At 64.7% G+C, this 23,580-nt stretch carries 17 protein-coding genes and 1 tRNA gene; 12 read left to right on the top strand and 6 right to left on the bottom strand.

All coding sequences use genetic code 11. From position 1 onward, the window contains the following. Positions 1-30: 30 nt before the first annotated feature. The 4 genes from argA to OUY36_RS01755 all read right to left on the bottom strand — a co-directional run bounded on the left by argA (position 31) and on the right by OUY36_RS01755 (position 4,627). On the bottom strand, positions 31-1,329 hold the full coding sequence (gene argA / locus OUY36_RS01770) for an amino-acid N-acetyltransferase (protein ID WP_013981432.1): 1,299 nt from the start codon (positions 1,327-1,329) through the stop codon (positions 31-33). Positions 1,330-1,372: 43 nt separating this feature from the next. Next, positions 1,373-2,524, bottom strand: a complete 1,152-nt coding sequence (gene argE, locus OUY36_RS01765) for an acetylornithine deacetylase (RefSeq protein WP_267936465.1) — start codon at positions 2,522-2,524, stop codon at positions 1,373-1,375. Between the two features lie 118 nt (positions 2,525-2,642). Continuing rightward, a complete protein-coding gene (locus OUY36_RS01760) occupies positions 2,643-3,908 on the bottom strand; it encodes an inorganic phosphate transporter (RefSeq protein ID WP_102839399.1) in 1,266 nt (421 codons plus the stop codon). Positions 3,909-3,949: 41 nt separating this feature from the next. After that, entirely contained in the window at positions 3,950-4,627 is a 678-nt protein-coding gene (locus OUY36_RS01755) for a TIGR00153 family protein (protein WP_003296843.1), read from the bottom strand. Positions 4,628-4,740: 113 nt separating this feature from the next. Between OUY36_RS01755 and OUY36_RS01750 the strand changes: the two genes are divergently transcribed. Both OUY36_RS01750 and OUY36_RS01745 read left to right on the top strand, forming a co-directional pair. After that, a complete protein-coding gene (locus tag OUY36_RS01750) occupies positions 4,741-6,105 on the top strand; it encodes a CYTH domain-containing protein (RefSeq protein WP_267936461.1) in 1,365 nt (454 codons plus the stop codon). A gap of 98 nt (positions 6,106-6,203) precedes the next feature. Continuing rightward, positions 6,204-7,988: a GspE/PulE family protein gene (locus OUY36_RS01745; RefSeq protein ID WP_267936458.1), complete on the top strand. Its 1,785-nt coding sequence runs from the start codon at positions 6,204-6,206 to the stop codon at positions 7,986-7,988. Positions 7,989-8,182: 194 nt separating this feature from the next. On the opposite strand, the gene OUY36_RS01740 is transcribed toward OUY36_RS01745, so the two are convergent. Further along, complete coding sequence (locus OUY36_RS01740; protein WP_267936455.1) at positions 8,183-8,896, bottom strand: murein L,D-transpeptidase catalytic domain family protein; 714 nt, start codon at positions 8,894-8,896, stop codon at positions 8,183-8,185. Positions 8,897-9,120: 224 nt separating this feature from the next. Here OUY36_RS01740 and OUY36_RS01735 point away from each other — a divergent pair, with 224 nt between their 5' ends. The 4 genes from OUY36_RS01735 to OUY36_RS01720 all read left to right on the top strand — a co-directional run bounded on the left by OUY36_RS01735 (position 9,121) and on the right by OUY36_RS01720 (position 16,451). Further along, the gene (locus tag OUY36_RS01735) at positions 9,121-10,713 is read left to right on the top strand and encodes a L,D-transpeptidase family protein (RefSeq protein ID WP_267936452.1); all 1,593 of its coding nucleotides are present in this window, start codon (positions 9,121-9,123) and stop codon (positions 10,711-10,713) included. Between the two features lie 185 nt (positions 10,714-10,898). Then, positions 10,899-15,608 (top strand): PAS domain S-box protein, encoded by a 4,710-nt coding sequence (locus OUY36_RS01730; protein ID WP_267936450.1) that lies wholly within the window; start codon positions 10,899-10,901, stop codon positions 15,606-15,608. 67 nt (positions 15,609-15,675) lie between these two features. Continuing rightward, entirely contained in the window at positions 15,676-15,984 is a 309-nt protein-coding gene (locus OUY36_RS01725; RefSeq protein WP_267936447.1) for a DUF2388 domain-containing protein, read from the top strand. A gap of 41 nt (positions 15,985-16,025) precedes the next feature. Beyond that, positions 16,026-16,451 carry an OsmC family protein gene (locus tag OUY36_RS01720; RefSeq protein WP_063541536.1) on the top strand — a complete coding sequence of 142 codons (426 nt, stop codon included), beginning with the start codon at positions 16,026-16,028 and terminating at the stop codon, positions 16,449-16,451. Positions 16,452-16,532: 81 nt separating this feature from the next. Here the strand turns inward: OUY36_RS01720 and OUY36_RS01715 are convergent, their stop codons facing one another. Then, entirely contained in the window at positions 16,533-17,639 is a 1,107-nt protein-coding gene (locus OUY36_RS01715) for a TRAP transporter substrate-binding protein (protein ID WP_102839393.1), read from the bottom strand. Positions 17,640-17,933: 294 nt separating this feature from the next. Between OUY36_RS01715 and OUY36_RS01710 the strand changes: the two genes are divergently transcribed. From OUY36_RS01710 to OUY36_RS01690, 6 genes are all read left to right on the top strand, one after another. Then, entirely contained in the window at positions 17,934-18,485 is a 552-nt protein-coding gene (locus OUY36_RS01710; protein ID WP_102839392.1) for a TRAP transporter small permease subunit, read from the top strand. Next, the gene (locus tag OUY36_RS01705; protein ID WP_063541534.1) at positions 18,478-19,854 is read left to right on the top strand and encodes a TRAP transporter large permease; all 1,377 of its coding nucleotides are present in this window, start codon (positions 18,478-18,480) and stop codon (positions 19,852-19,854) included. The genes OUY36_RS01710 and OUY36_RS01705 overlap by 8 nt, the downstream gene beginning before the upstream one ends. A 90-nt stretch (positions 19,855-19,944) precedes the next feature. Next, positions 19,945-21,150 (top strand): methyltransferase, encoded by a 1,206-nt coding sequence (locus tag OUY36_RS01700; RefSeq protein WP_267936443.1) that lies wholly within the window; start codon positions 19,945-19,947, stop codon positions 21,148-21,150. Positions 21,151-21,247: 97 nt separating this feature from the next. Further along, positions 21,248-21,323 (top strand) — tRNA-Thr (locus tag OUY36_RS01695). Between the two features lie 276 nt (positions 21,324-21,599). Then, positions 21,600-21,776: a helix-turn-helix transcriptional regulator gene (locus OUY36_RS22015; RefSeq protein ID WP_436785042.1), complete on the top strand. Its 177-nt coding sequence runs from the start codon at positions 21,600-21,602 to the stop codon at positions 21,774-21,776. 191 nt (positions 21,777-21,967) lie between these two features. Then, a complete protein-coding gene (locus OUY36_RS01690; protein WP_267936441.1) occupies positions 21,968-23,491 on the top strand; it encodes a YfjI family protein in 1,524 nt (507 codons plus the stop codon). Positions 23,492-23,580 lie beyond the last annotated feature (89 nt).

Genomic DNA, 23,580 nt, shown 5'->3' with positions numbered 1-23,580 from the left:
CCTGGCGGGTGCTGCGCCCGCCAGCAGGCTTCAGAGCGGCTTTTCGAAAATCTTCGAATTCCGCTGGAAGTTGTACAGCGAAGCCCGTGCGGCCGGCAGACGATCGACGCTGATGGGCTCGAAGCCGCGCTCCTGGAACCAGTGCGCGGTACGCGTGGTGAGCACGATCAGCTTCTTCAGCCCCAGCGCCCGGGCACGTTCCTCGATGCGTTCGAGCAACTCGTCGCCGCGCCCGCCATGACGGTATTCGGGATTGACCGCCAGGCAGGCCAGCTCGCCGGCATCCGAGTCGGCGATCGGATAGAGCGCCGCGCAGGCGATGATCAACCCGTCGCGCTCGACGATGCTGAACTGCTCGACCTCGCGTTCCAGCACCTCGCGTGAGCGCCGCACCAGAATGCCCTGCTCCTCCAGCGGCGTGATCAGGTCGATCAGCCCGCCGACATCCTCGATGGTCGCCTCGCGCAGCTGCTCGAACTGCTCCTGGGTCACCAGCGTGCCCGCACCGTCGCGGGTGAACAGTTCGTTGAGCAGCGCACCGTCGTCGACATAGCTGACCACGTGGCTGCGCCGCACGCCGCCGCGACAGGCCTGCGCCGCTGCATCCAGCAGCTCGGCCTGGTACTGGCTGCCGAGGCGCTCGACATAGGCCGGAATCTGCTGCGGACGCAGCTCACGCACCAGCTTGCCGCTTTCGTCCAGCAGGCCGGTCTCGGCGCCGTAGAGCACCAGTTTGTCGGCCTGCAGATCGATGGCAGCGCGGGTGGCGACGTCCTCGCAGGCCAGGTTGAAGATCTCTCCGGTGGGGGAGTAGCCCAGCGGCGAGAGCAGCACGATGGTGCGCTCGTCCAGCAGCCGGCCGATGCCCTTGCGATCGATGCGCCGCACCTCGCCGGTGTGGTGCAGGTCGACGCCGTCGAGCACGCCGATCGGCCTTGCGGTGACGAAGTTGCCGCTGGCCACCCGCAGGCGTGCACCCTGCATGGGCGAAGCGGCCTTGTCCATGGACAGCCGCGCCTCCAGGGCGATGCGCAGCTGGCCGACGGCATCGATCACGCATTCCATGGTCGGACCGTCGGTGATGCGCAGGTCGCGGTGGAAGCGCGGCGTGATACCGCGCGCCGCCAGCCGCGCCTCGATCTGCGGGCGCGAACCGAACACCAGCACCAGACGCACGCCAAGGCTGTGCAGCAGCACCAGGTCGTGGACGATATTGGCGAAGTTGGCATGCTCCACGCCGTCGCCCGGCAGCATGACGACGAAGGTGCGGTCACGGTGCGAGTTGATGTAGGGCGAGGAATCGCGGAGCCAGGTGACGTAGTCGTGCATGAATGAGCCTTCGTGGCGGTCCTTTCGGTTGGGGCGGGGTGGATCAGGCCTGCGGCTGCAGGCAGTAGTGCTCGATCATCCGACGCAGCAGCTGCACGGTCGGTTCGATGCGCTCGAGCTGCAGGTACTCGTCGGGCTGGTGCGCGCAGGCGATGTCACCGGGGCCGAGCACCAGGGTCTCGCAGCCGAGCTGCTGAAGATAAGGCGCTTCGGTGGCAAACGCCACCGCCTCGGCGCGGTGCCCGGTGAGGCGCTCGGCCAGGCGCACCAGCTCGCTTTCGGCCGGCTGTTCGAAGGGCGGCACCGCCGGAAACAGCGGCGCCAGGTCGATCTTCACCTGGTGCTGCTCGGCCAGCGGCTGCAGGCGCTGGCGAATGATCCCGCGCAGCTGCTGCGGGTCCATGCCCGGCAGCGGGCGCAGGTCGAATTCCAGCGCGCATTGCCCGCAGATGCGGTTGGGGTTGTCGCCGCCGTGGATACAGCCGAAGTTGAGGGTCGGCTTGGGCACGTCGAACAGCGGATTGTCGTACTCGGCCTGCCACTGCCGACGCAGCGTCATCATCTCGCCGATCACGCCGTGCATGGCTTCCAGCGCGCTGTGGCCGTAGGCGGGGTTGGAGGAATGCCCGCTCTGCCCGAGGATGTCGATGCGCTCCATCATGATGCCCTTGTGCAGACGCACCGGCCGCAGCCCCGTGGGCTCGCCGATCAGCGCCGCGCGCCCGAGCGGCCGGCCGGCTGCGGCCAGGGCGCGGGCACCGGACATCGAGCTTTCTTCGTCGCAGGTGGCGAGGATCAGCAGCGGACGACGGAACGGCTGCTCCAGCAAAGGCTGCACCGCCTCGATGATCAGCGCGAAGAAGCCCTTCATGTCGCAACTGCCGAGCCCGTACCAGCGGTCATCAGCCTCGCGAAGGCGCAGCGGATCGGCCGTCCACAGTTCACCATCGAACGGCACGGTGTCGCTGTGTCCGGCCAGCACCAGGCCACCGGGACCGCTGCCGTAGCTGGCCAGCAGATTGAATTTGCCGGGCGCGACCTCCGGCGTCTCGCAGGCGAAGCCCAGCTCGCCGAGCCAGGCGGCCAGCAGCTCGATCACCGGACGGTTGCTCTGATCCCAGCCAGGCTGCGTGCAACTGACGGAGGGCGCGGCAATGAGCGCGGCGAACTGCTCCTTGAGCGAAGGAATGGGCACCGGTGACCTCCCGTGATGCGATCGGAACGAAGGTGCAGTGAAGCACGAAACGCGCGACGGCGGGACCCGCAAACGAAAACGCCCCGCCGAGGCGGGGCGTCGATCGCGTCGGCTCGACTCAGGTGAAGATGAACTTGAGCACGGTGAAAAAGACGATCGCGAGGAAGGCACCGGCCGGTAGAGTGATCAGCCAGGACATGAAGATCGAACCGACCACGCCCAGGTTCAGCGCACCGATACCGCGGGCGATACCGATGCCAAGCACGGCACCCACCAGCGTATGGGTGGTGGAAACCGGCAGGCCGATGGCCGAGGCACCGACCACGGTGGTCGCGGTGGCCAGTTCGGCGGCGAAGCCGCGGCTCGGGGTCAGCTCGGTGATTTCCTTGCCAATGGTGGCGATCACCTTGTAACCGTAGGTGGCCAGACCGATGACGATACCGAGCGCACCCAGCAGCAGCACCCAGCCCGGCACCGCGGACTTGGCGGCGACGTCGGCAGCACCACCGGACTCGATCACACCGACGATGGCGGCCAGCGGACCGACGGCGTTGGCCACGTCGTTGGCGCCGTGGGCGAAGGCCATCGAACAGGCGGTAAAGATCATCAATACGGCGAAGACCTTCTCCACGCTGGCGAAGTGGAAGGTCTTGTCCGCCTCCACGTCCAGCTTGATGCGGCTGAGCAGCGCCACGCCGAGCAGCGCTACCAGCAGGCCGATGCCGAAGGCGATGACCACACCCTGCTGGCTGCTCAGGTGCAGGCCAACATGTTTGAGGCCTTTGGTCACCGTCATCAAGGCGACCATGAAGCCGGTCAGGAACATGTACAGCGGGACGAACCGTTTGGCGTTCTCGAAGGGATGATCGGTGTTGATGATCAGTTTCTGCACGCTCATGAACAGACCGAAGGCCACGATCCCTGAAAGCATTGGCGTGACCACCCAGCTGGCGACGATCGGCCCGATGGCCTCCCAGTGCACCGCATCGGTGGATACGCCGACGGCCGCGAAGCCGATGACCGCGCCGATGATCGAATGCGTGGTGGAGACCGGCCAGCCCTTCATCGTCGCGATCATCAGCCAGGTACCGGCCGCCAGCAGCGCCGACATCATGCCCAGCACCATCAGATCGGGCGGGATGACCTCGGCATCGACGATGCCGTTTTTGATCGTCTCGGTAACCTCGCCACCGGCCAGGTAGGCGCCGCAGAACTCGAAGATCATCGCCACGATGATCGCCTGCTTGATGGTCAGCGCACGGGAACCGACCGAAGTGCCCATGGCGTTGGCGACATCGTTGGCGCCGACGCCCCAGGCCATGAAGAAACCGAATGCGCAGGCGAGAATCAGGAGTACGAAGCCGTAATCCGCAATAAGAGACATAAGGAAAACTACCTGTTGAACCCAGAAAGGACGCTGGCGCCTTAGCGCGCCAGCAATTGTTCCAGACGGTTGCCGACGCGCTCGGCGCGGTCGGCTACATCACCGATCCATTCGATGATCTTGTAGAGGAAGATCACGTCGACTGCTGGCAGGTCCTTTTCCAGATGAAACAGTGCACGGCGTACCGTGATCTGCATGCGGTCGGTTTCGCGCTCGATCTCCTCGAGCTCCTCGACCATTTTTTCGACGAGTGTGGCTTCACGGCCGCTGAAGCCGGTTTCCAGCAGCGAATCCAGTTCCTTCAGCGCCTTCAGCGCCTGGGCGCTGGCGTCGACGCTGCGTTGCACGTAGGCCAGCATCTGCGGCTGCAGCGCCTGCGGGATGGTCATGCAGCGGCCCAGCATCAGACCGGCGATGTCCTTGGCGCGGTTGGCGATCTTGTCCTGTACACTCAGCAGGTCCAGCAGGTCGGAGCGCGGCACCGGCAGGAACAGGCTCTTGGGCAGGTGCTGGCGTACGCTCTTCTTCAGTTTGTCGGCCTCGTTTTCCAGCTGCGACATCTGCTGCTGGATCTGCTCGACCTTCTCCCAGTCTTCGGCCATCACCGCCTGGAACAGCGGCACCAGGTTCGCTGCACATTCGTGCGACTTGGCCATATGCTGCTGCATCGGGCCGATTGGCGAACGTCCGAACAAGCTGACGAAAGGATTGACTGGCATAGGGTATGGCCCCGGCTTGAAAGAGGCGGCAAGTATACGGACAGGCCATCACGCCTGCTACCGTGCGTCATCAGACTGCAACATCAACACATCATAGGCACCCAGTCGGCACCATGCAGAAAGAAACCGAAATCAAGCTACGCGCCAGCCGCGAAACCCTGCTCGCCCTGCGCGAACATCCGCTGCTGAAAAAGCGCAACAAGAGTGGCTGGTCGCGCCATGAACTGTTCAACCAGTATTACGACACCCCGGACCGCGCACTCGCTCAGGCCCGGGTCGCGTTGCGCCTGCGCCGCGACGGCGAGCAATTCATCCAGACCCTGAAAAGCCGCGGCCAGAGCGTCGCCGGTCTGTCCGAACGCAACGAGTGGGACTGGTACCTGGACAAGGCCAAGCTCGACGTGAAGAAGCTCGGCGACGACTGCTGGCCGGCCAGCCTCGCCGAACTCGACAAGAAGACCCTCAAGCCGATCTTCACCACCGACTTCGTTCGCGAGAAGGCCGAGATCGCCTGGGGCCGCGGCAAGACCAGGGTCGTCATCGAGGCCGCGCTGGATTTGGGACAGGTCAAGGCCGGCAAGCAGTCCGAGGAAATCTGCGAGCTGGAACTGGAACTGCGCCAGGGCGAGCCCGAAGCGCTGCTGGAACTGGCCGCCGAACTGGCCGCCGACCTGCCGCTGATGCCCTGCGACATCAGCAAGGCCGAACGCGGCTACCGCCTGTACGACGCCGATGGCTACAGCCTGCAGCTGCCGGCACCCGAACTGGCGGCGAGCATGCCGCTGGACGATGCCGTCGTCGCGCTTGGCTGGCAGCTGCTCGGCAATAGCCAGCGACTGGCCGAGCAGTACCGCTTCAATGGCCGCTGGAAACTGCTGGGCGAATGGCTGCAGCAGCTCGTCGAACTGCGTGCCCTGCTCGGCAGCCTCGGCCAGGCCGCCCCGCGTGCCAGCAGCCGAGAACTGCGCGAACTGCTCGACACACTGATCCAGGACTGGCGCCCACGGGTCGAAGCCGGTCAGGACGATGAAGGGGGGCGCAAGGCCGCGCCGGCGCAGTTCACCGACGAGCTGGGCCGGACCCGCTGGGGCCTGCTGTCGCTGAAAGCCTCGCTGTGGCTGCTGCAACGCCGCTGGACCGAAGGCCGCAACGCCCGTGGGGATCGCCAGGGCGCGGCCGAGCTGGGCAAATGGCTGCCACACCTGCTGGCCGAAGAAGCCAAGGCCCTGCAATTGCCGCGCTACCAGCAGCAACCCGAAGACCTGGCCGAGCAGAGCCCGCGCATGGAGCGAATGCTGGTCTGGCTGCACCTGGCGCGCGGCGTGCTGGAGCTACCGGAAACCGACCGTCTCTACGGCGAACTGGCCAAGCTCCACGAAATGGCCCGTCAGCCGCTGGACGAAGCAGCGCGCGAGCAACGCGTCGAGCAGGCCCATCGGGTCTGGACGCTCAAGGCCTGGAAGCTGCTGGAAAAATAACGGCATCAACGCTGCGCAAAGTTGAACCCCGGCAGCAGACAGCGTCGGGGGTTTAACGGCAAGCTTGTTGTTTTGCGCCGCCACGTCGAAGGAACTCCATGTCCGTGCTGAACTCGCCCACTCAGGACCGCCCTCTCGATCTAGCCGACCTGTTGCGCGAACTGGTCACCCAGGGCCGAGTCGCCCAGGACAGCGCCGAGCAATGCCTGACGGTGCGCCGTAGCGCGGTGGCCAACCAGCAGCATCCGCTGGAATTTCTCGCCGCGCAGCAGCTTGACGATCTGCGCCGGCCGGGCAAGAAGCTCGACCTGGAGACGCTGACCGTCTGGCTCGCCGAGCACGCCGGCCAGCCGTACCTGCGGATCGACCCACTGAAGATCGACGTAGCCGCCATCACCCCGCTGATGTCATACGCCTTCGCCCAGCGCCACAGCATTCTTGCCGTAGCGGTGGACGCCAGCGCCGTGACCATCGCCAGCAGCCAGCCGTTCGTACACGGCTGGGAAGCCAACCTGACCCACGTGCTCAAGCGCCCGATCAAGCGCGTGGTGGCGAACCCGGCGGACATCCAGCGCTTCACCGTGGAGTTCTACCGCCTGGCCAAGTCGGTCAGCGGCGCCAGTGGCAGCGAGCAGAAGATCAGTGGCGTCGGCAACTTCGAGCAGCTGCTCAACCTCGGTGCCAGCGATCAGGAACCGGACGCCAACGACTCGCATATCGTCAACATCGTCGACTGGCTGTTCCAGTACGCCTTCCAGCAGCGCGCCAGCGACATCCACATCGAGCCGCGCCGCGAGCAGGGCACGGTGCGTTTCCGAATCGACGGTGTGTTGCACAACGTCTATCAGTTCCCGCCGCAGGTAGCGATGGCGGTGGTCAGCCGGCTCAAGACGCTGGGGCGGATGAACGTCGCGGAAAAGCGCAAACCGCAGGACGGCCGGGTCAAGACCAAGACCCCGGACGGCGGCGAAGTGGAGCTGCGCCTGTCGACCCTGCCGACCGCCTTCGGCGAGAAGATGGTGATGCGCATCTTCGATCCCGAGGTGCTGCTCAAGGGCTTCGACCAATTGGGTTTTTCCGCCGACGACCTGCGCCGCTGGCAGAGCATGACGGGCCAGCCCAACGGCATCATCCTGGTCACCGGGCCGACCGGTTCGGGCAAGACCACCACGCTCTACACCACGCTCAAGCAGCTGGCGACGCCGGAAGTGAACGTCTGCACCATCGAAGACCCGATCGAGATGATCGAGGGCGCCTTCAACCAGATGCAGGTGCAGCACAACATCGACCTGACCTTCGCCAGCGGCGTACGCGCGCTGATGCGCCAGGACCCGGACATCATCATGGTCGGCGAGATTCGCGACCTGGAAACCGCGGAGATGGCGATCCAGGCCGCACTGACCGGCCACCTGGTGCTCTCCACCCTGCACACCAACGATGCCCCCAGCGCGATCACCCGCCTGCTGGAACTGGGCGTGCCGCACTACCTGCTCAAGGCGACACTGCTTGGCGTCATGGCCCAGCGTCTGGTGCGCACGCTGTGCCCGCATTGCAAGGCGCCGGTGCAGCTGGATGCCGATGACTGGAGCGCGCTGACCCGGCCCTGGAATGCCCCTTTACCGACCACCGCGCAACGGGCGGTCGGTTGCCTGGAATGTCGCGATACAGGCTTCCGCGGCCGGGCTGGGGTTTACGAGATCATGCTGCTGAACGACGCGATCAGACCGCTGATCACCGCCGACACCGATATCGTCGCCCTGCGCCGCCAGGCCTTCAAGGACGGCATGCGCAGCCTGCGTCTGTCTGGCGCGCAGAAGATCGCCGCCGGGCTGACGACCATGGAAGAAGTGCTGCGGGTAACGCCGCAGAGCGAGCAGAAATAGCCGGCGGCTCAAGGCGTTCGTAGGGTGGATGTCGCTTTTTACATCCATCGCGACTCCGGCCAGTGGATCGGTGAAGCGTGGTCCACCCTGCACCAGCTGGGGCAGCGGCCTGGCCGCGAATAGCTCGCGCCCAATCAGCATCAGCGGCCGAAACCACCGATGGGCCTGCCTTACACCTGAGGCTGAACGACGATTCAGCCATCCGCCCTTGCAGCGAGAATGCTCGCCACCTGATTGGGCTTGCAGTTGAGGTAGGCCGAGGACTGCAACCACTGCTGGTCCGGGTACCAGGAAAACATGAACTGGCCGCCCTTGAGACTATCGACCACCATCCGTGCCACCTCCGGCCGAACCGCCGGGCAGCCCTGGCTGCGGCCGATGCGACCCTGGGTGGCGATCCAGGACGGATTCACGTAGGCGGCCGGGTGAATGACAATAGCGCGTTCACGGGCGCGATCATTGATACCTGGTTCCAGGCCATCCATGCGCAGCGAGTAGCCGTGCTTGCCACTGTAGCTCTCGGCAGTGCGGAACAGGCCGATGCTGGACTGGTGGCTGCCGACCTTGTTGGAGAAGCGGGTGGCATCGTTGTCGCCAGATTTCTGCCCATGCGCGACCAGATCCTCGAGCAGCAACCGCTCCTGCTCCAGGTCGAAGATCCACAGCCGCTTTTCGCTCGACGGTCGCGAGAAGTCGATCACCGCCAGGCGCTGGGCCGCAGCGGCACCATTGTTCACGGCGCACTGCATGGCCGCGACCGCATGAGTCAGGACCTGCCGGTCCAGCTTGGGGGCCAGCCGGGCCAGGCTGTCGACCATCGGCTGATAGGTGGCGGTGGCCGCCCAGACAGGCACAGCGAAAACGAAAAGACCCGCCGCCAGGCAGGCACGTCGAAGAATGGACATCATGAACGACAAACCTCATCGGCCACGGCCTGACGACTTCCTGTCTGGCCGGTGCCTCATGCCCGCGGCGCATGGCAGCAGCGGAGCAATTAAGCCGGGCGGGACGAACGAGCCCCAACTTCCCGGCACGATATGTTCTTATGGACCGAACGGCTGAACAGCGAAGCCGGCGCCGTGGCCCCACGGGGCGCAGTCTAGCAGCCACCGCAACGGCTTGGAGCGAGACCTTGGTTAAAAAATTTGCATCCCGTCTGACCCTGTGGCTATGCCTGGCCCCCTGGCTGGCCTTTGCCGTTCCGCCCGCTCCCGCGCAGACACCCTTGTCCGCCGCCTTGCAAGCGCTGCCGCACGGTTGCCCGACGCTGCCGGCGGAGCTGCCTGACGGCGCCCTGCAACGCCTCCGGCAGTTCTACCAGGCAACCGGCGAGCGCCCGGTCTGGACGTCCTACCCCATGCTCGACGAACTGCTGCGCCAGCTTGCGATGCTGGCCGATGACGGCCTCGATCCGGCGCAGTACCAGCCCGAACGGGTCCGCCATGAACTACAGCGCAGCAGCACCGCTCCATGGGCTCGAGAATGCGCCGACATCCTGGCCAGCCATGCCTACCTCGAAGCGCTGCATCATCTATCGCATGGTCGCCTGCTTCAGGCCGAGGTCGAACCCCTCTGGCGCAGCCCGCAGCTGCCCGAGCGCGACGATGGCGAACGGTTGCTGCAGATCGCTGTGCAGGGCCTGGCCGATCTGCCCGAGGCGTTCGATCGTGCCCGCCCTGAGCTGGCGCTCTATCGTGACCTGCGGGCGGCCTATGCCGATCTACGCCAGCGTCCGCTGCCGGCATGGCGAGCCGTGCCGACAGGACCGACCCTGCGCCCGGGAATGACCGACCCGCGGGTACCCCTGCTACGCGAGCTGCTGCTGGCCGGCTCAGCCACGGAGTCGGCCCTGGACCGGCACTACGACGGCGAGCTGGTGCAGGCGGTCAAGCGGTTCCAGACCCAGCACGGCCTGGAAGACGACGGCGTGGTCGGTTCCGCGACCCTGACCGAACTGAACGTCAGTCCGGCCAGCCGTCTGGATCAGCTGCGCATCAACCTGGAGCGCCTGCGCTGGGTCAGCCGCGATCTGGAAGCGCAGTCGCTGCTGGTGGATATCGCCGGGGCCCGGCTGATTTACTTTCGCGCCAGTTGCCCGTTCTGGCAGACGCGTACCCAGGTCGGCCGGCAGGCGCGGCAGACGCCGCCGCTGAAATCGCAGATCACGCGCCTGACGCTCAACCCCACCTGGACGGTTCCACCGACCATCCTCAAGCAGGATAAATTGCCCCTGATCCGTCAGGACCCGGGGTACCTGGCACGCAACCAGATGCGTGTGCTAGACGCCAAGGGCAACAGCCTGGACCCGCAGCACGTCGACTGGAACAACCCGCGCGGCATTCTGCTGCGCCAGGATGCCGGGCCGGCCAACCCGCTCGGGCAGGTGGCAATCCGTTTCGACAATCCCTACTCGGTCTACTTGCACGACACGCCAAGCCAGCCATTGTTCGACCGCGCCGCTCGCGCCTTCAGCTCCGGCTGCGTGCGCGTCGAGTCGGCCTTGCAACTGGTCGATCTGTTGCTGGAAGACCACGAGCGCCCCGAAGTCGCCACTCTGCTGCAATCGGGCAAGACTTACGAATACCGTCTGGCCCGCCCGACGCCGATCCTGATGGCCTATTGGACGGCCGACACCGATGTCGACGGTCGCCCCCGCTATCGACCGGATATCTATCACCGCGACGCCGCACTGCTCGCCGCGCTGAACGCCGCCAGCAACCGTTGATCGGCCGCAGCCCGATCACGTCGGGAAATGCACTCCATTCGTCGGGGACTTTGTCCGTTGCAGCCTGAACCAAGCAGGCTCGGCGTAGTCTTTTGCTGACCGCTCGGCAACCGAATCGATGCCGAGTGTTTCACCATGGGATTCGCCTGAATTACTCAGTGCAATGGATAGCCGAGCAGGACATTTTGAACGCCGACCACAGTGCCCCCGCCGCGACCTGGAATGAAGCCGAGCGGTTGACCGCCTTGGCCCGCTATCGCGTATTCGACGGCACGCCCAACACGGAACTTGATGAGCTGGCAGCGCTGGCCGCAGAGCTGTTCGCCTGCCCGGCGGCAGCGATCCACCTGATCGATCAGCACCAGCAGCATTGCATAGCCGCGTTCTCCATCGAACAACAGCCGCAGGAGCGCGCTTGTTCGGTGTCGGCGCAGGCTATCGAGCAGGCAGATCCGCTATTCGTTCGACGGGCGGACGAGCTCCGCGCCCCTGTCCGAATGCCCCGCCTCGTCGACGGCCAGCACGCCGACTTCTGCGCCGCCGCCGTACTGCGTGACGCGGACGAACTGCCGCTGGGCACGCTGTCTATCTATGACCGCCAACCACGCGAGCTCAGCGCACGCCAGCGGGCCCAGCTAGAGGCATTGGCACGCCAGGCCATGGCGTTGCTGGAACTGCGGCGCATAAGCAACGAACAGGCGCGTAGCCGGCAGATCATCGACAGCGCGCAGAATTACGCCATCGCCGCCACCGACCTGCGCGGCCTCGTCACCAGCTGGAACAGCGGCGCGCAACAGCTGCTCGGCTGGTCGGAGGACGAGGTTTGCGGCCGTCATGTCGAACTCATGTTTACCGAGCAGGATCGCGCCGCCAATGCCCCCGAGCAGGAAATGCGCATCGCTCTGGAGCAGGGCCGTGCGCTCGACGAGCGCTGGTACCAGCGCAAGGATGGCGCACAGTTCTGGGCCAGCGGCATCCTCACGCCGTTGCTGGAGGATGGACAGCCGCTGGGTTTCGTCAAGATCCTGCGCGACCTGACCGAATCGCGGATGCGACAGGCTGCGGCCCGCGAAACCGAAGAACGCTATCGCACCCTCGTCGACCTCAGTCCGCAGGTGATCTGGCAGTGCGATGCAGAGGGCAGCCTGAGCTTCTGCAACAGCTACTGGACCGACTTTACCGGCCTCGCAATCGAGCAATCGCACGGTGACGGCTGGCTGCAGGCGGTCACCGAACCCGATCGCCAGCGTGTCGCCGAGCAATGGCGGGCCGCGCTGCGTCGGGAGCTGCCGTTCAAGCTTGAGCTGCCGCTGCGCGATGGCGACGGCAGTCAGCGCTGGTTCCAGGCGAGCGCAGCGCCGGTCTACGACGCCGGCGGCAAACTGGTGCACTGGGTTTGCGTCGCCCAGGATGTCGATGCCCGGCGGCGGCTGGAGATGCAGCGCCTGGAAAGCGAAGCCTTCACCCGGCTGCTGCTGGACTCGGCCAACGAAGGCTTCTACTCCATCGATCGCAGCGGCGCGGTCACGCTGTGCAATGATGCCTTCCTCAACCTGCTCGGCTTCACCAGCCGCGAAGAAGTGCTCGGCAGGCAGCTGCACCAGCTGATTCATCACAGCCACCCGGACGGTACCCCCTACCCGGTGCAGGACTGCCCCATCCAGCACACCGCCACGACCGGCGAGCCGCGGCATGTCGAACACGAGCTGTTCTTCCGTGTCGATGGCAGCAGCCTGCCGGTGGAATACCGCGTCGCACCGATCTACCGCGACGGCGAGCTGCAGGGCGCCATCTGCACCTTCAGCGACATCAGCGAACGCACCCAGCACCAGGCCTTGCAGGCGTTCCTGCTGGAGCTGAGCGACTGCCTGCAGGCCAGCAGCGAGCGTGTCGACGTCTGCTGCGTGCTTGACGAACGCCTGGCGAAACTCATGCGTTGCGACTGCATCGCCTGGGGCTGGCTGGAGAACGCACGGCTCTCCGTGCAGGCGCAATGGCCGGCCCCTGGCGCAACGAGCAGCACCAGCCAGCATGACCTGGCTGCAGCTGCCACCGAACTGAGCGAGCGGCTGGCTCGCGACAGCATCGTTGTGTTCGACCCGGACCACGCGCCGAGCGAGCCCTTGCGTCGCAGCCTGGCCGCCGACGCCCTGCTGCTGACCGAATTGCCAGGAGCCGAGCCCGGTAACCAGCAGGCAGTGCTGCTGTTCATTCGCAGCCAGCCGAACCACTGGAGCGCGGACGATATCGCGCTCACTCGTGAGGTGCTCGAGCGCATTCGTCGCGCCGCCGAGCGCGCCTGTGCGAACAAGGCGCTGCGCGAAGCCGAACAGCGCATCAGCCTGGCCAACGAGATCGCATCGACCGGCGTCTGGGAATACCGCGACAGCCAGCACTCGCTGCACTGGGATGCGCAGCTCAAGGCGATGGCCGGACTGTCCCCCGATGAACCGGGACTGGACGTGCAGGAGATTCTCGCCCGCGTGCATCCGGATGATCGGGGCAAGCTGTTCAAGGCACTGAGCGATACGCTCAAGGGTGAGGGCGACGGCGAGTTCCAGCTCGACTACCGGATGTTCGACACCCGTATCAACAGCTTCATCTGGCTGGCCAACCGCGGACGCCGGCTGGTCGATGGCGACGGCGAAGTGCGCATTCTCGGCACCGCTCGCAACATCACTGCCGAGCGCAGCGCCGCCGAGCGCATGCAGCGCATGAACGAGATGCTCGAGCAGCAGATCCGCGACCGCCAACAGGCCGAACAGCGGCAGACGGCGCTGATCGAACTGGGCGACTTGCTGCGCGAACAGCACGACAGCCAGACCATCGCGCATGCGGCGGTCAGCGTGATCGGCAGGACCATCGGCATATCCCGCGTGCTGTTCGCCAGCGTCGAGCTCTCCAGCCAGAGCGCCACCATCGAGCGCTACTGGAGCGACGGCAGCTCCGACAGCAGCAGCGAGACGGTTTATTTCGCCGATTACGGCGACTTCTTCTACGACCTGCAGGAAAACGAGCTGGTGGTGATCGAGGATGTGCTGCACGACGCCCGCACCGCCAGTCACGCGGAAAATTTCGCCGAAAGCCTGATCCGCAGCATCGTCTGCGTGCCACTGTTCGAGCAGGGCCGTCTGGCTGCAGTGATGATGCTGCTCGAAGACCAACCGCGGGCCTGGCTGGACGACGACATCTCGTTCATTCGCGAGGTCGCCGACCGCGCCTGGTCCGCCGACGAACGCATGCGCGCCGAGCGCGCCCTGCGCGAGAGCGAGGAGCAGTTCCGCACCCTGGCTGACAACATGAGCCAGTTCGCCTGGATGGCCGACCCGAACGGCCGCATCTACTGGTACAACAAACGCTGGTACGACTATACCGGCACCACCCAGGAAGCCATGCGCGCCCTGGGCTGGCGTGCGGTTAATCACCCGGACCATCACGAGCGGGTCAGCGCCTCGATGAAGCGTGCCTTCGCCATCGGCTCGATCTGGGAGGAAACCTTTCCGCTGCGCGGCAAGGATGGCAAGTATCGCTGGTTTCTCTCGCGCGCCCTGCCTATTCGCGACGACTTCGGCCAGGTTACCCACTGGTTTGGCACCAATACCGACGTTACCGCTCAGGTCGCCGCCGAGGAGGCGCTACGCGAGCTCAACGACAGCCTGGAGCGACGCGTGGCCGAGCGCACCCGAGAACTGGCGGCGATCAACAGCCGGCTGCATATCGAGATGGCCGAGCGCGAACGCGCCGAGGAAGCACTGCGGCATGCACAGAAAATGGAAGCCATCGGCCAGCTCACCGGTGGCCTGGCGCACGACTTCAACAACATGCTCACCGGCGTGCTTGGCGCCCTGGACCTGATTCAGCGCCGCGTCGCCAACGGCAGCACCAGCGATCTGGACCGCTATATCGATGCCGCCACCACCTCCGCCAACCGTGCCGCGGCGCTGACCCATCGCCTGCTCGCCTTCGCCAGGCGCCAGTCGCTGGATCCCAAGCCCGTCGACGTGAACCTGCTGGTGGTGTCGATGGAGGATATGCTGCGCCGTACGATGGGCGAGCACATCCAGCTGGAGGTCGAGCTGCAGGCCGACGCCTGGCAGGCCTACACCGACGGCCATCAGCTGGAAAACGCCCTGCTCAACCTGGTGATCAATGCGCGCGACGCCATGCCCAACGGCGGTCGGCTCGGCGTGCACACGCAGAACCTGCATATCCAACAACGCCAGCCAGATGCCCCCGAACCGGGCGACTACGTCGTGCTGAGCGTCACCGACAACGGCGCCGGCATGTCTGCCAAGACCATTGCCAAGGCGTTCGACCCGTTCTTCACCACCAAGCCGATCGGCCAGGGCACGGGGCTGGGGCTGTCGATGGTCTACGGCTTCGCCAAGCAGACCGGGGGCCATGTCAGCATCGACAGTACGCTGGGCCAGGGCACCCGGGTCACGCTTTACCTGCCGCGCAATCAGGCCGCACGGAACCCCCAGCACCAGCCGGAACAGCCTGCCGAGACGCCCAGTGCGCAGCACGGCGAAACGGTACTGGTCGTCGAGGACGAGGCCGCGGTGCGCATGCTGGTGGTCGAAGTGCTGCAGGAGCTGGGCTATCAGGTGCTGGAGGCGTTCGACTCGGCCAGTGCACTGCCTTACCTGGACGGCGACCAGCGTCTCGACCTGCTGGTCAGCGACTTCGGCCTGCCGGGCCTCAACGGCCGACAACTGGTGGAACGCGCGCGCCAGGGCCGCCCCGATCTGAAGGTCCTGTTCATCACTGGCTACGTGCCGGACGATGAGATGCGCAACGACTTCCTCGGACCCGGCATGGACATCCTCACCAAGCCGTTCAGCATCGACATCCTCGCCGCTCGCATCCGCCGCCTGATCGACGGTCGCGACTGAGCGCAACCGGAACTCCGATCGGCGTCGCGCACTCTCAGGAGGGACGACAGCACAGAGGTTTCCGCTCATGCGCAAGATTCGACTCGCGGTGCTTACCCTCGCCCTGGCACCCCTGGGCACGGCCATGGCCGATGGCCTGGTGCGCGACATCCTTTCCTCCGGCGCGACCACCGCGTCCACCTACCTGACCTTCAAGGACAACAAGCTCGTCGTTCCGGCGCGCGAGGATGCCGGCAGCTTCGTCGCCAGCAATGGCGAGATCCGCGGCCCGTACCTGGAGGCCGCACTGCAGCAGATGCGTCGCGAGCAGCCCGACCTGCAAGCCAGCGACATGGAGCTGGCAACTGCCATCCTGGCGGCCGAACAGCCGCACTGAGCGGCGTGCCAAACCCGCAACCCATATCCGGAGGACAGTTCATGAAGAAGAGCGCTTCGGCCGTCTGGCAAGGCGGCCTGAAAGACGGCAAGGGCACCATCAGCACCCAGAGTGGCGCGCTGAAGGACAACCCCTACGGCTTCAATACCCGCTTCGAGGACACGCCCGGGACCAATCCGGAGGAGCTGATCGGCGCGGCCCACGCCGGCTGCTTCTCAATGGCCTTGTCGATGATGCTCGGCCAGGCCGGCCTCACCGCCGAACGCATCGAGACCCACGCCGAGGTGACGCTGGACAAGGACGGTGAAGGCTTCAGCATCACCGCCATCGACCTGACCCTCAAGGCACGCATTCCGGGTGCGAACGACGCTCAGTTCCAGCAGATCGCCAACCAGGCCAAGGAAGGTTGCCCGGTGTCCAAGGTGCTCAACGCACGCATCAGCCTGAACGCAACGCTGGAAGGCTGATCGCTCCTCCGCGCGCGAAGCTCGGGCGAAAAAAAACGCCACACCGTTGCCGGTGTGGCGTTTTCGCATCCGGGGTATCTATCAGCCGCGGATGTTGTAGATGTCCTTCTCGTTCAGCTCGGCGTACTCGTACAACCGCTTGAGATAGGCACTCTGCTGTTCCCACACCTTGGCCGCCACCGGGTCGGCGTTAGCGGAGGCATCGACCACCTCGGCGGCAACTTCCTTCAGGCGAGCCAGCACGTCGTCCGGCAGGCGGCGGACTTCCACGCCCTGCTCGCGCAGCTGCTCCATGGCTTCCATGTTCTTGGCGTTGTAGTCGTCGAGCATGTCGCCGTTAACCGCACGGGCAGCGGCCCGGACGATGGCCTTGAGGTCATCCGGCAGGGTTTCCCAGGCCTTCAGGTTGACGTCCAGCTCGAAGGTGACGTTCGGCTCCTGCCAACCCGGGGTGTAGTAGTACTTGGATGCCTTGTGCAGGCCCAGCGCCAGGTCGTTGTACGGGCCGATCCACTCGGTGGCGTCGATGGCACCGGTCTGCAGAGCGGTGAAGATCTCGCCGGCTGGCATGTTGACCACGGTACCGCCCATCTTGGTCAGCACTTCGCCACCCAGGCCCGGGGTGCGCATCTTCAGGCCCTTGAAGTCGTCGACCGAGTTGATTTCCTTGTTGAACCAGCCGGCAGTCTGTACGCCGGTGGCGCCGCAAGCCATCGGCAGCACGCCGAACGGCTTGTAGACTTCTTCCCACAGTTCCATGCCGCCGCCGCGATGCAGCCAGGCGTTCATTTCCTGCGCGTTCGGGCCAAACGGCAGCGCACAGAAGAACTGCGCCGCCGGCACCTTGCCTTTCCAGTAATAGGGAGCGCCATGGCCCATCTCGGCCGTGCCGCGCGACACCGCATCGAAAACTTCCAGAGCGGGAACCAGCTCACCGGCGGCGTACACCTTGACGGTCAGTCGACCGTTGCTCATCTCGTTGACCAGCTTGGCGAAGTTCTCCGCGCCGACGCCTACGCCCGGGAAGTTCTTCGGCCAGGAGGTGACCATCTTCCAGTTGAATGTCTGCTGTTCGCTGGCCTGCGTGCTTTCGCCTGCGGCCGGCTTTTCACTCTTGTCGTTGCAGCCGGCCAGTGCGGTGGCCGCCAGGCCTACGCCAGCGGCGGTGAGAATGTCACGACGTTTCATGAGGTTACTCCTTGTTATTTGTTCTTATTGCGCAACGGCAAGGCTACGCTTTTTTGCCGGATCGCCTTGCGCCTTTCGTTCCGTTTCGAGCGCCTGAGTCAGGCTGAGCGCTGGCTCGCACGGCGAAACCTGCGCCGGAAATGCATACGCCACTTCGGGCTCGACTAACATTAGAGCCTCCGGCGCCTCAAGCCTAGCGCATAAGCTAAAAGTCGTAGGCCGATTGCTGCAACGCGCCAGTGCTGCAAGAATCGACCCTCCCGCCAACCTTGCGTCTACTAAGAAGGACTACCAATGTCCCAGAGCCCCCCGCCCCTGCTGCGCGTGGCTGGCCTCATCGATGCGTTCAACATGCGCCTCGGCCAGCTATGTGCCTGGATCACCCTGTTTCTCGTCATTGGCACCGCCATCGTGGTGGTACTGCGCTATGGCTTCGGCATCGGCGCAATCGCCCTGCAGGAAGCGGTGATGTACGGCCATGCGTTGGTGTTCATGGGCGCCGCCGCCTGGACCCTGCAACGCAACGGCCACGTCCGCGTCGACATCTTCTATCAGAAATTCAGCAGCCGCCGGCAGACCGCCGTCGATGGCCTCGGCCATCTGCTGTTCCTGCTGCCGGTGTGCCTGTTTCTCGGCTGGAACAGCTGGGATTACGTCAGCAGTTCCTGGGCGACCTACGAGGGCTCCAACGAGTCCGGCGGGCTCAAGTTCGTCTACCTGCAGAAGAGCATCATTCTGCTCCTGGTCGCCAGCCTCGCCCTGCAGGGCATCTCCGATCTGATCAAGGCCGGCTACCGCCTGGCCGGTCGCCTGCCTGAAGCAGAGCAGGAGGTGAAGCATGGGTGAGATCATGGCCATCCTGCTGTTCATCAGCATCTGCTTCGCCCTGATGTCGGGTTACCCGGTCGCCTTCACCCTTGGTGGCATGGCACTGCTGTTCGCCGGCATCGGCGTGGTCACCGGCTCGTTCGACGTGGGTTACCTGCACGCGTTACCGAACCGCATCTTCGGCATCATGAACAACCAGACGATGCTGGCCGTGCCGCTGTTCGTCTTCATGGGCGTGATGCTGGAGAAATCGCGCGTTGCCGAAGATCTGCTGGAATCGATGTCGCGACTGTTCGGCACCCTGCGTGGCGGCCTAGCGATATCGGTCTGCGTGGTCGGCGCGCTGCTCGCCGCGAGCACCGGCATCGTCGGTGCCACCGTGGTCACCATGGGCCTGCTGGCGCTGCCGACCATGCTGCGTCGCGGCTACGACCCGGCCATCGCTACCGGCACCCTCGCCGCCACCGGCACCCTCGGCCAGATCATTCCGCCTTCGATCATCTTGGTTCTGCTCGGCGACGTGATGTCCAGCGCCTTCCAGCAGGCACAGCTGAAGATGGGCATCTTCTCGCCAAAGACCGTTTCGGTCGGTGACCTGTTCGTCGGCGCGCTGATTCCCGGCCTCGTGCTGGTCGGCATGTACATCCTCTACCTCATCGCCGTGGCGATCTTCCAGCCGAAGAAGCTGCCCGCCTTGCCGCAGGAAGAACTGGGGCCGATCGAATGGGGCAAGCTGATCGGTGCGCTGCTGCCACCGCTGGCGCTGATCACCGCCGTGCTCGGCTCGATTCTGGCGGGCTATGCCACCCCGACCGAGGCCGCGGCGATCGGTGCACTGGGCGCGACCTTCCTGTCGATTGCCAAGGGCCAGCTGAATTTCGCCCAGCTCAAGCAGGTCGCCTTCGGCACCACAGAGATCACCTCGATGGTGTTCCTGATCCTCATCGGCGCCTCGCTGTTCTCCCTGGTGTTCCGCGGCTTCGGTGGTGAAGCGTTGATCGAGGACGCCCTACACTCGCTGCCCGGCGGCGTGCTCGGCGCCTTCCTGGTGGTAATGCTGGTCATCTTCCTGCTCGGCTTCATCCTCGACTTCATCGAGATCATCTTCGTGGTCGTGCCCATCGTCGGCCCGATCCTGCTCGCCATGGGCCTGGATCCGGTCTGGCTCGGCGTGATGTTCGCCATCAACTTGCAGACGTCGTTCCTCACCCCGCCGTTTGGCTTCTCGCTGTTCTACCTGCGCGGTGTCACACCCCGCAGCGTACCGACCAGCGTGATGTACAAGGGCGTGCTGCCGTTCATCGCGATCCAGATCGGCATGCTGGTAGTGGCCTACATGTGGCCAGGAATCGTTACCTGGCTGCCGGAACAGGTCTACGGCCAGTAATTGCGACCACAACGCCCGTCCTCGACGGGCGTTGTGCTTTATGGCGGGCGCTCCCGCTACAATCGGCGCCTGTCATAGCCCGCCCCGCCAATGTCCGCCGCCCCCAACCTGCTCGAGCGCTTCCAGGCGCTGGACCGCTTCCTCACTGCGCACCAGTCGCTCTGGCGGCCGCGGCCGTTCGTCTGCCAAACGCTGCCATGGGAAGCCGAGCACCCCGAACTGGCCGCCTGGCTGCGAAGCCGCTCGCTGGCCGATGCCGAGGCCGTACACAACCAGCCAACGACACTCGGCGCACCCGCGCCTTTTGCTGAACTGGCGGACCTCGCCGACCGACTGAGCCACCTCGACGCGCTTCCCGCCGGCGAATCGCCAACCATGGACCATCGCCACGCCGTCGACGTGCCGGGCCGCAAGGCCCTGCAGATCCAGGCCTTCGGCGCCCGCCTACGGTTCGCCGAAGCGCCGACGCACTGGCTGGACTGGTGTGCCGGCAAGGGCCATCTCGGTCGCTATCTCGCCCGCAATGGCGCCGCGCTGACCTGCCTGGAATGGGATGAAACGCTGGTGCAGGCAGGTGCGCATATGAGCGAGCGGCTCGGCATCCCGGCCCGGCACCGCTGCCAGGACGTGCTCGCAACTGATGCCGGCGAGCAGCTACAGGCCACGCACACCCCCGTCGCGCTGCACGCCTGCGGTGATCTGCATGTACGCCTGCTGCGCCTGAGCGTTGCCAAGGGCTGTCGCCAGCTCGCGATCGCCCCCTGCTGTTACAACCGCACCCAGGACGAAATCTACGTGCCGCTCTCCGAAGCCGGCCGGGCCACGGCGCTGCAACTCAGCCGCGACGACCTCGGCTTGCCGCTGAGCGAGACGGTCACCGCCGGCGCGCGCGAACGGCGCAATCGCGACCAGTCGATGGCCTGGCGGCTGGGCTTCGATCTGCTGCAGCGGCGCCTGCGCCAGCAGGACGACTATCTGCCGATGCCCTCGCTGCCGAGCGCCTGGCTGAAGAAGGACTTCGCCGACTACTGCCGCGACCTGGCCGCGCTCAAGCAACTGCCCGACCCGGGAGAACAGGACTGGGCCGCACTGGAGCGGGCCGGCTGGCAACGCCTCGCCGAGGTACGCAATCTCGAACTGGTACGCGGCCTGTTCCGCCGCCCGCTGGAACTCTGGCTACTGCTCGACCGCGTCCTGCTGCTGGAGGAGCACGGCTACCGCGTGCGCCTCGGCACCTTCTGCCCCAGCGAACTGACGCCGCGCAACATCCTCCTGCTGGCCGAGCGCTACCGATAACGCGCAAATGTGAAGCGGCCTGAATAAGCCGGCGCAAGTGACCGTCAGCTAACGGTTTACTCGCCGCCCGCAATGGATATAATGGCGACCCTCACTTGCCGGTATAGCTCAGCTGGTAGAGCAACTGACTTGTAATCAGTAGGTCCCGGGTTCGACTCCTGGTGCCGGCACCATATAGATCAACGACTTAGGCTCACCGCAAGGTGGGCCTTTTTCGTTTCTGCTCAACACTTTGCTCAACACTCTCCGATGACTGCTTTGAATTGGCCATCACAAGGATGGCGCCTAGGGCCCAAAAGCGCATCGGTCTAACGTCGCAGCCGTTAACCCGATACCGTCAAAAGTGGTTACCCGTCAAAACTTAAACCTACAACAAAGTGGTCGAATTAGCGCCCAAATCGATTTCACGAAACGGCACAGTGTTTCCAGACAACCGAGGAGCACAAGCCATGCAACACCCTCCCTTCCTGACCAACGCTGAACTATGTCAGCTACTGCGCTGCAGCCAAACCACCCTTTGGCGCCTGCGCCGAGATATCACCGGCTTCCCCCAGCCATGTCGCTTGGGTCGACGGCTGCTATGGAACCGCGAGCAGGTTGAGCAAGCTGTAAGCCTCATCCGCTGAGCGCCTATCTGCCGGTTAGCCCGCATATCCGTTAACGCTGCATCAGGACGATGATTGCGGCATGGGTGACGGTAGCCGCCAACCAGCTCGGAAAGCTTTGCTGGCCAACACGCGCGACTGATTCGCTGACACTAGTGTTGCTACCAGCCCCCAAAAAACTATGACCTGCGCCTGCACCAGGAGGTCATCGCATGACCGCTGCCTTTTTGACCGAATCGACAACTTTCCCAACACCAGTACCGCTTCAGCCTGCTCTGGAAACCGCGTTGCGCTACCCCATCGAGGCGCTCGGCGACCTGCTAGGTGGCGCAGTCGCCGCCATCATCGAAGCCGTACAGGTTCCCGACGCGCTTGCCGCACAATCTGTACTCGCTGCCTCTGCGATGTCAGCCCAGGCACACGCCAACGTCCAGCGCGCCGGACAACGTATTCCGCTTTCCCTATTTGCCTTGACGGTTGCGGAGTCGGGCGACCGAAAAAGCGCAGCAGACCGCCTAGCACTAAGTGCCCACCATGATCGGCAACGCCAATTGCTGGACAGTTATAAAACAGAGAAAAAGGACTATCGCGACAACCGTGACGCCTACCAGCGCTGTCGCGAACTGATACTGGATAAGACCAAGGGCATACCTGAGGCTGTGGCTGGCGAACTGGCCAAACTGGAAGAGCCGGCACCGCCGCCGTTGCCCTTTATCCTTGCCGAGGAGCCGACTCTGGAGGGTCTGCAAAAGTCTTTACTGCACGGCCACCCTTCCCAAGGGTTATTCAGCGATGAGGGTGGGCAATTCTTCGGTGGGCATGCAAGCCGGCCCGAGAACCTGCTCAAGACCGCTGCTGGATTATCCAAGCTATGGGATGGTGCAACTATCGCCCGAACTCGCGCGGCAGAGGGCGAAAGCGCTGCCCGTAGCGGTTGCCGACTGAGCCTACACATGATGATTCAGCCAATAGTCGCGCAAGAGGTGCTATCCAGCCCAGTGTTGCAAGGACAAGGCTTTCTCGCGCGCTTCCTAGTGGCTTGGCCCCAGTCACTTGCAGGCACTCGCTTCTACCGCAACTCAGAGCCGGAGAAAGATTCTCGCCTGGTGCGCTATTGGCAGTGCATGGCCAACCTGCTATCGCTCTCGCTACCGATTGACCATGCCGGCCAACTGTCGCCACCAGCCCTCCCCTTGGAGCATGGAGCCCTCGCTGCATGGATCGCCACCCACGACGAAATCGAAGCCGAACTCGGCAAGGGCGGCGACCTACAAGAGATCAAGCCAACCGCAGCCAAAGGCGCGGAAAATGTGCTGCGCATCGCTGGCGTGCTGGCCATCATCGAGGAGACAGCCGCTATAACCCAACCAATCGTTGAGCGTGCTGCAACCCTGGTGCGCTGGTATTTAGCCGAGGCGCTGCGGTTGTGCAGCCCAGCCAAGGCGGAACCTCACCTGATACAGGCGCAACGCTTGTTCGACTGGTTATGCGCCAAGGGCTGGATTGCCTTCGAGGCGCGCGCTTTGCAGCGGGAAGGGCCACGCTTCGCCCGCCAAAGCGCAGCCCTACGTGACAAGCTGCTGGCCGTATTGGTAAAGCATCACTACCTCCTGAGCAGCGACGGCAGACAGTTCCGTATCAACCCAATGGCGACAGCGGCGACACTGGCGACTACACCCGAGGTGCAAAGAGGAAGGACTGGCGACGTGATTGCGACACCTGGCGACAGACTCTAACGATCGGAAGTTGTCGCCATCTGTCGCAAGCCTGTCGCTACGCGTTACACCCGCAACCTATCAGCCATGTCGCCGCTGTCGCCGCTGTC

It is taken from the genome of Stutzerimonas sp. R40042 (assembly GCF_026642215.1).
Lineage (GTDB): Bacteria > Pseudomonadota > Gammaproteobacteria > Pseudomonadales > Pseudomonadaceae > Stutzerimonas > Stutzerimonas frequens.
Note: the sequence above shows the minus strand (reverse complement) of the source record. Positions and strands in the feature narration are given on the sequence as shown.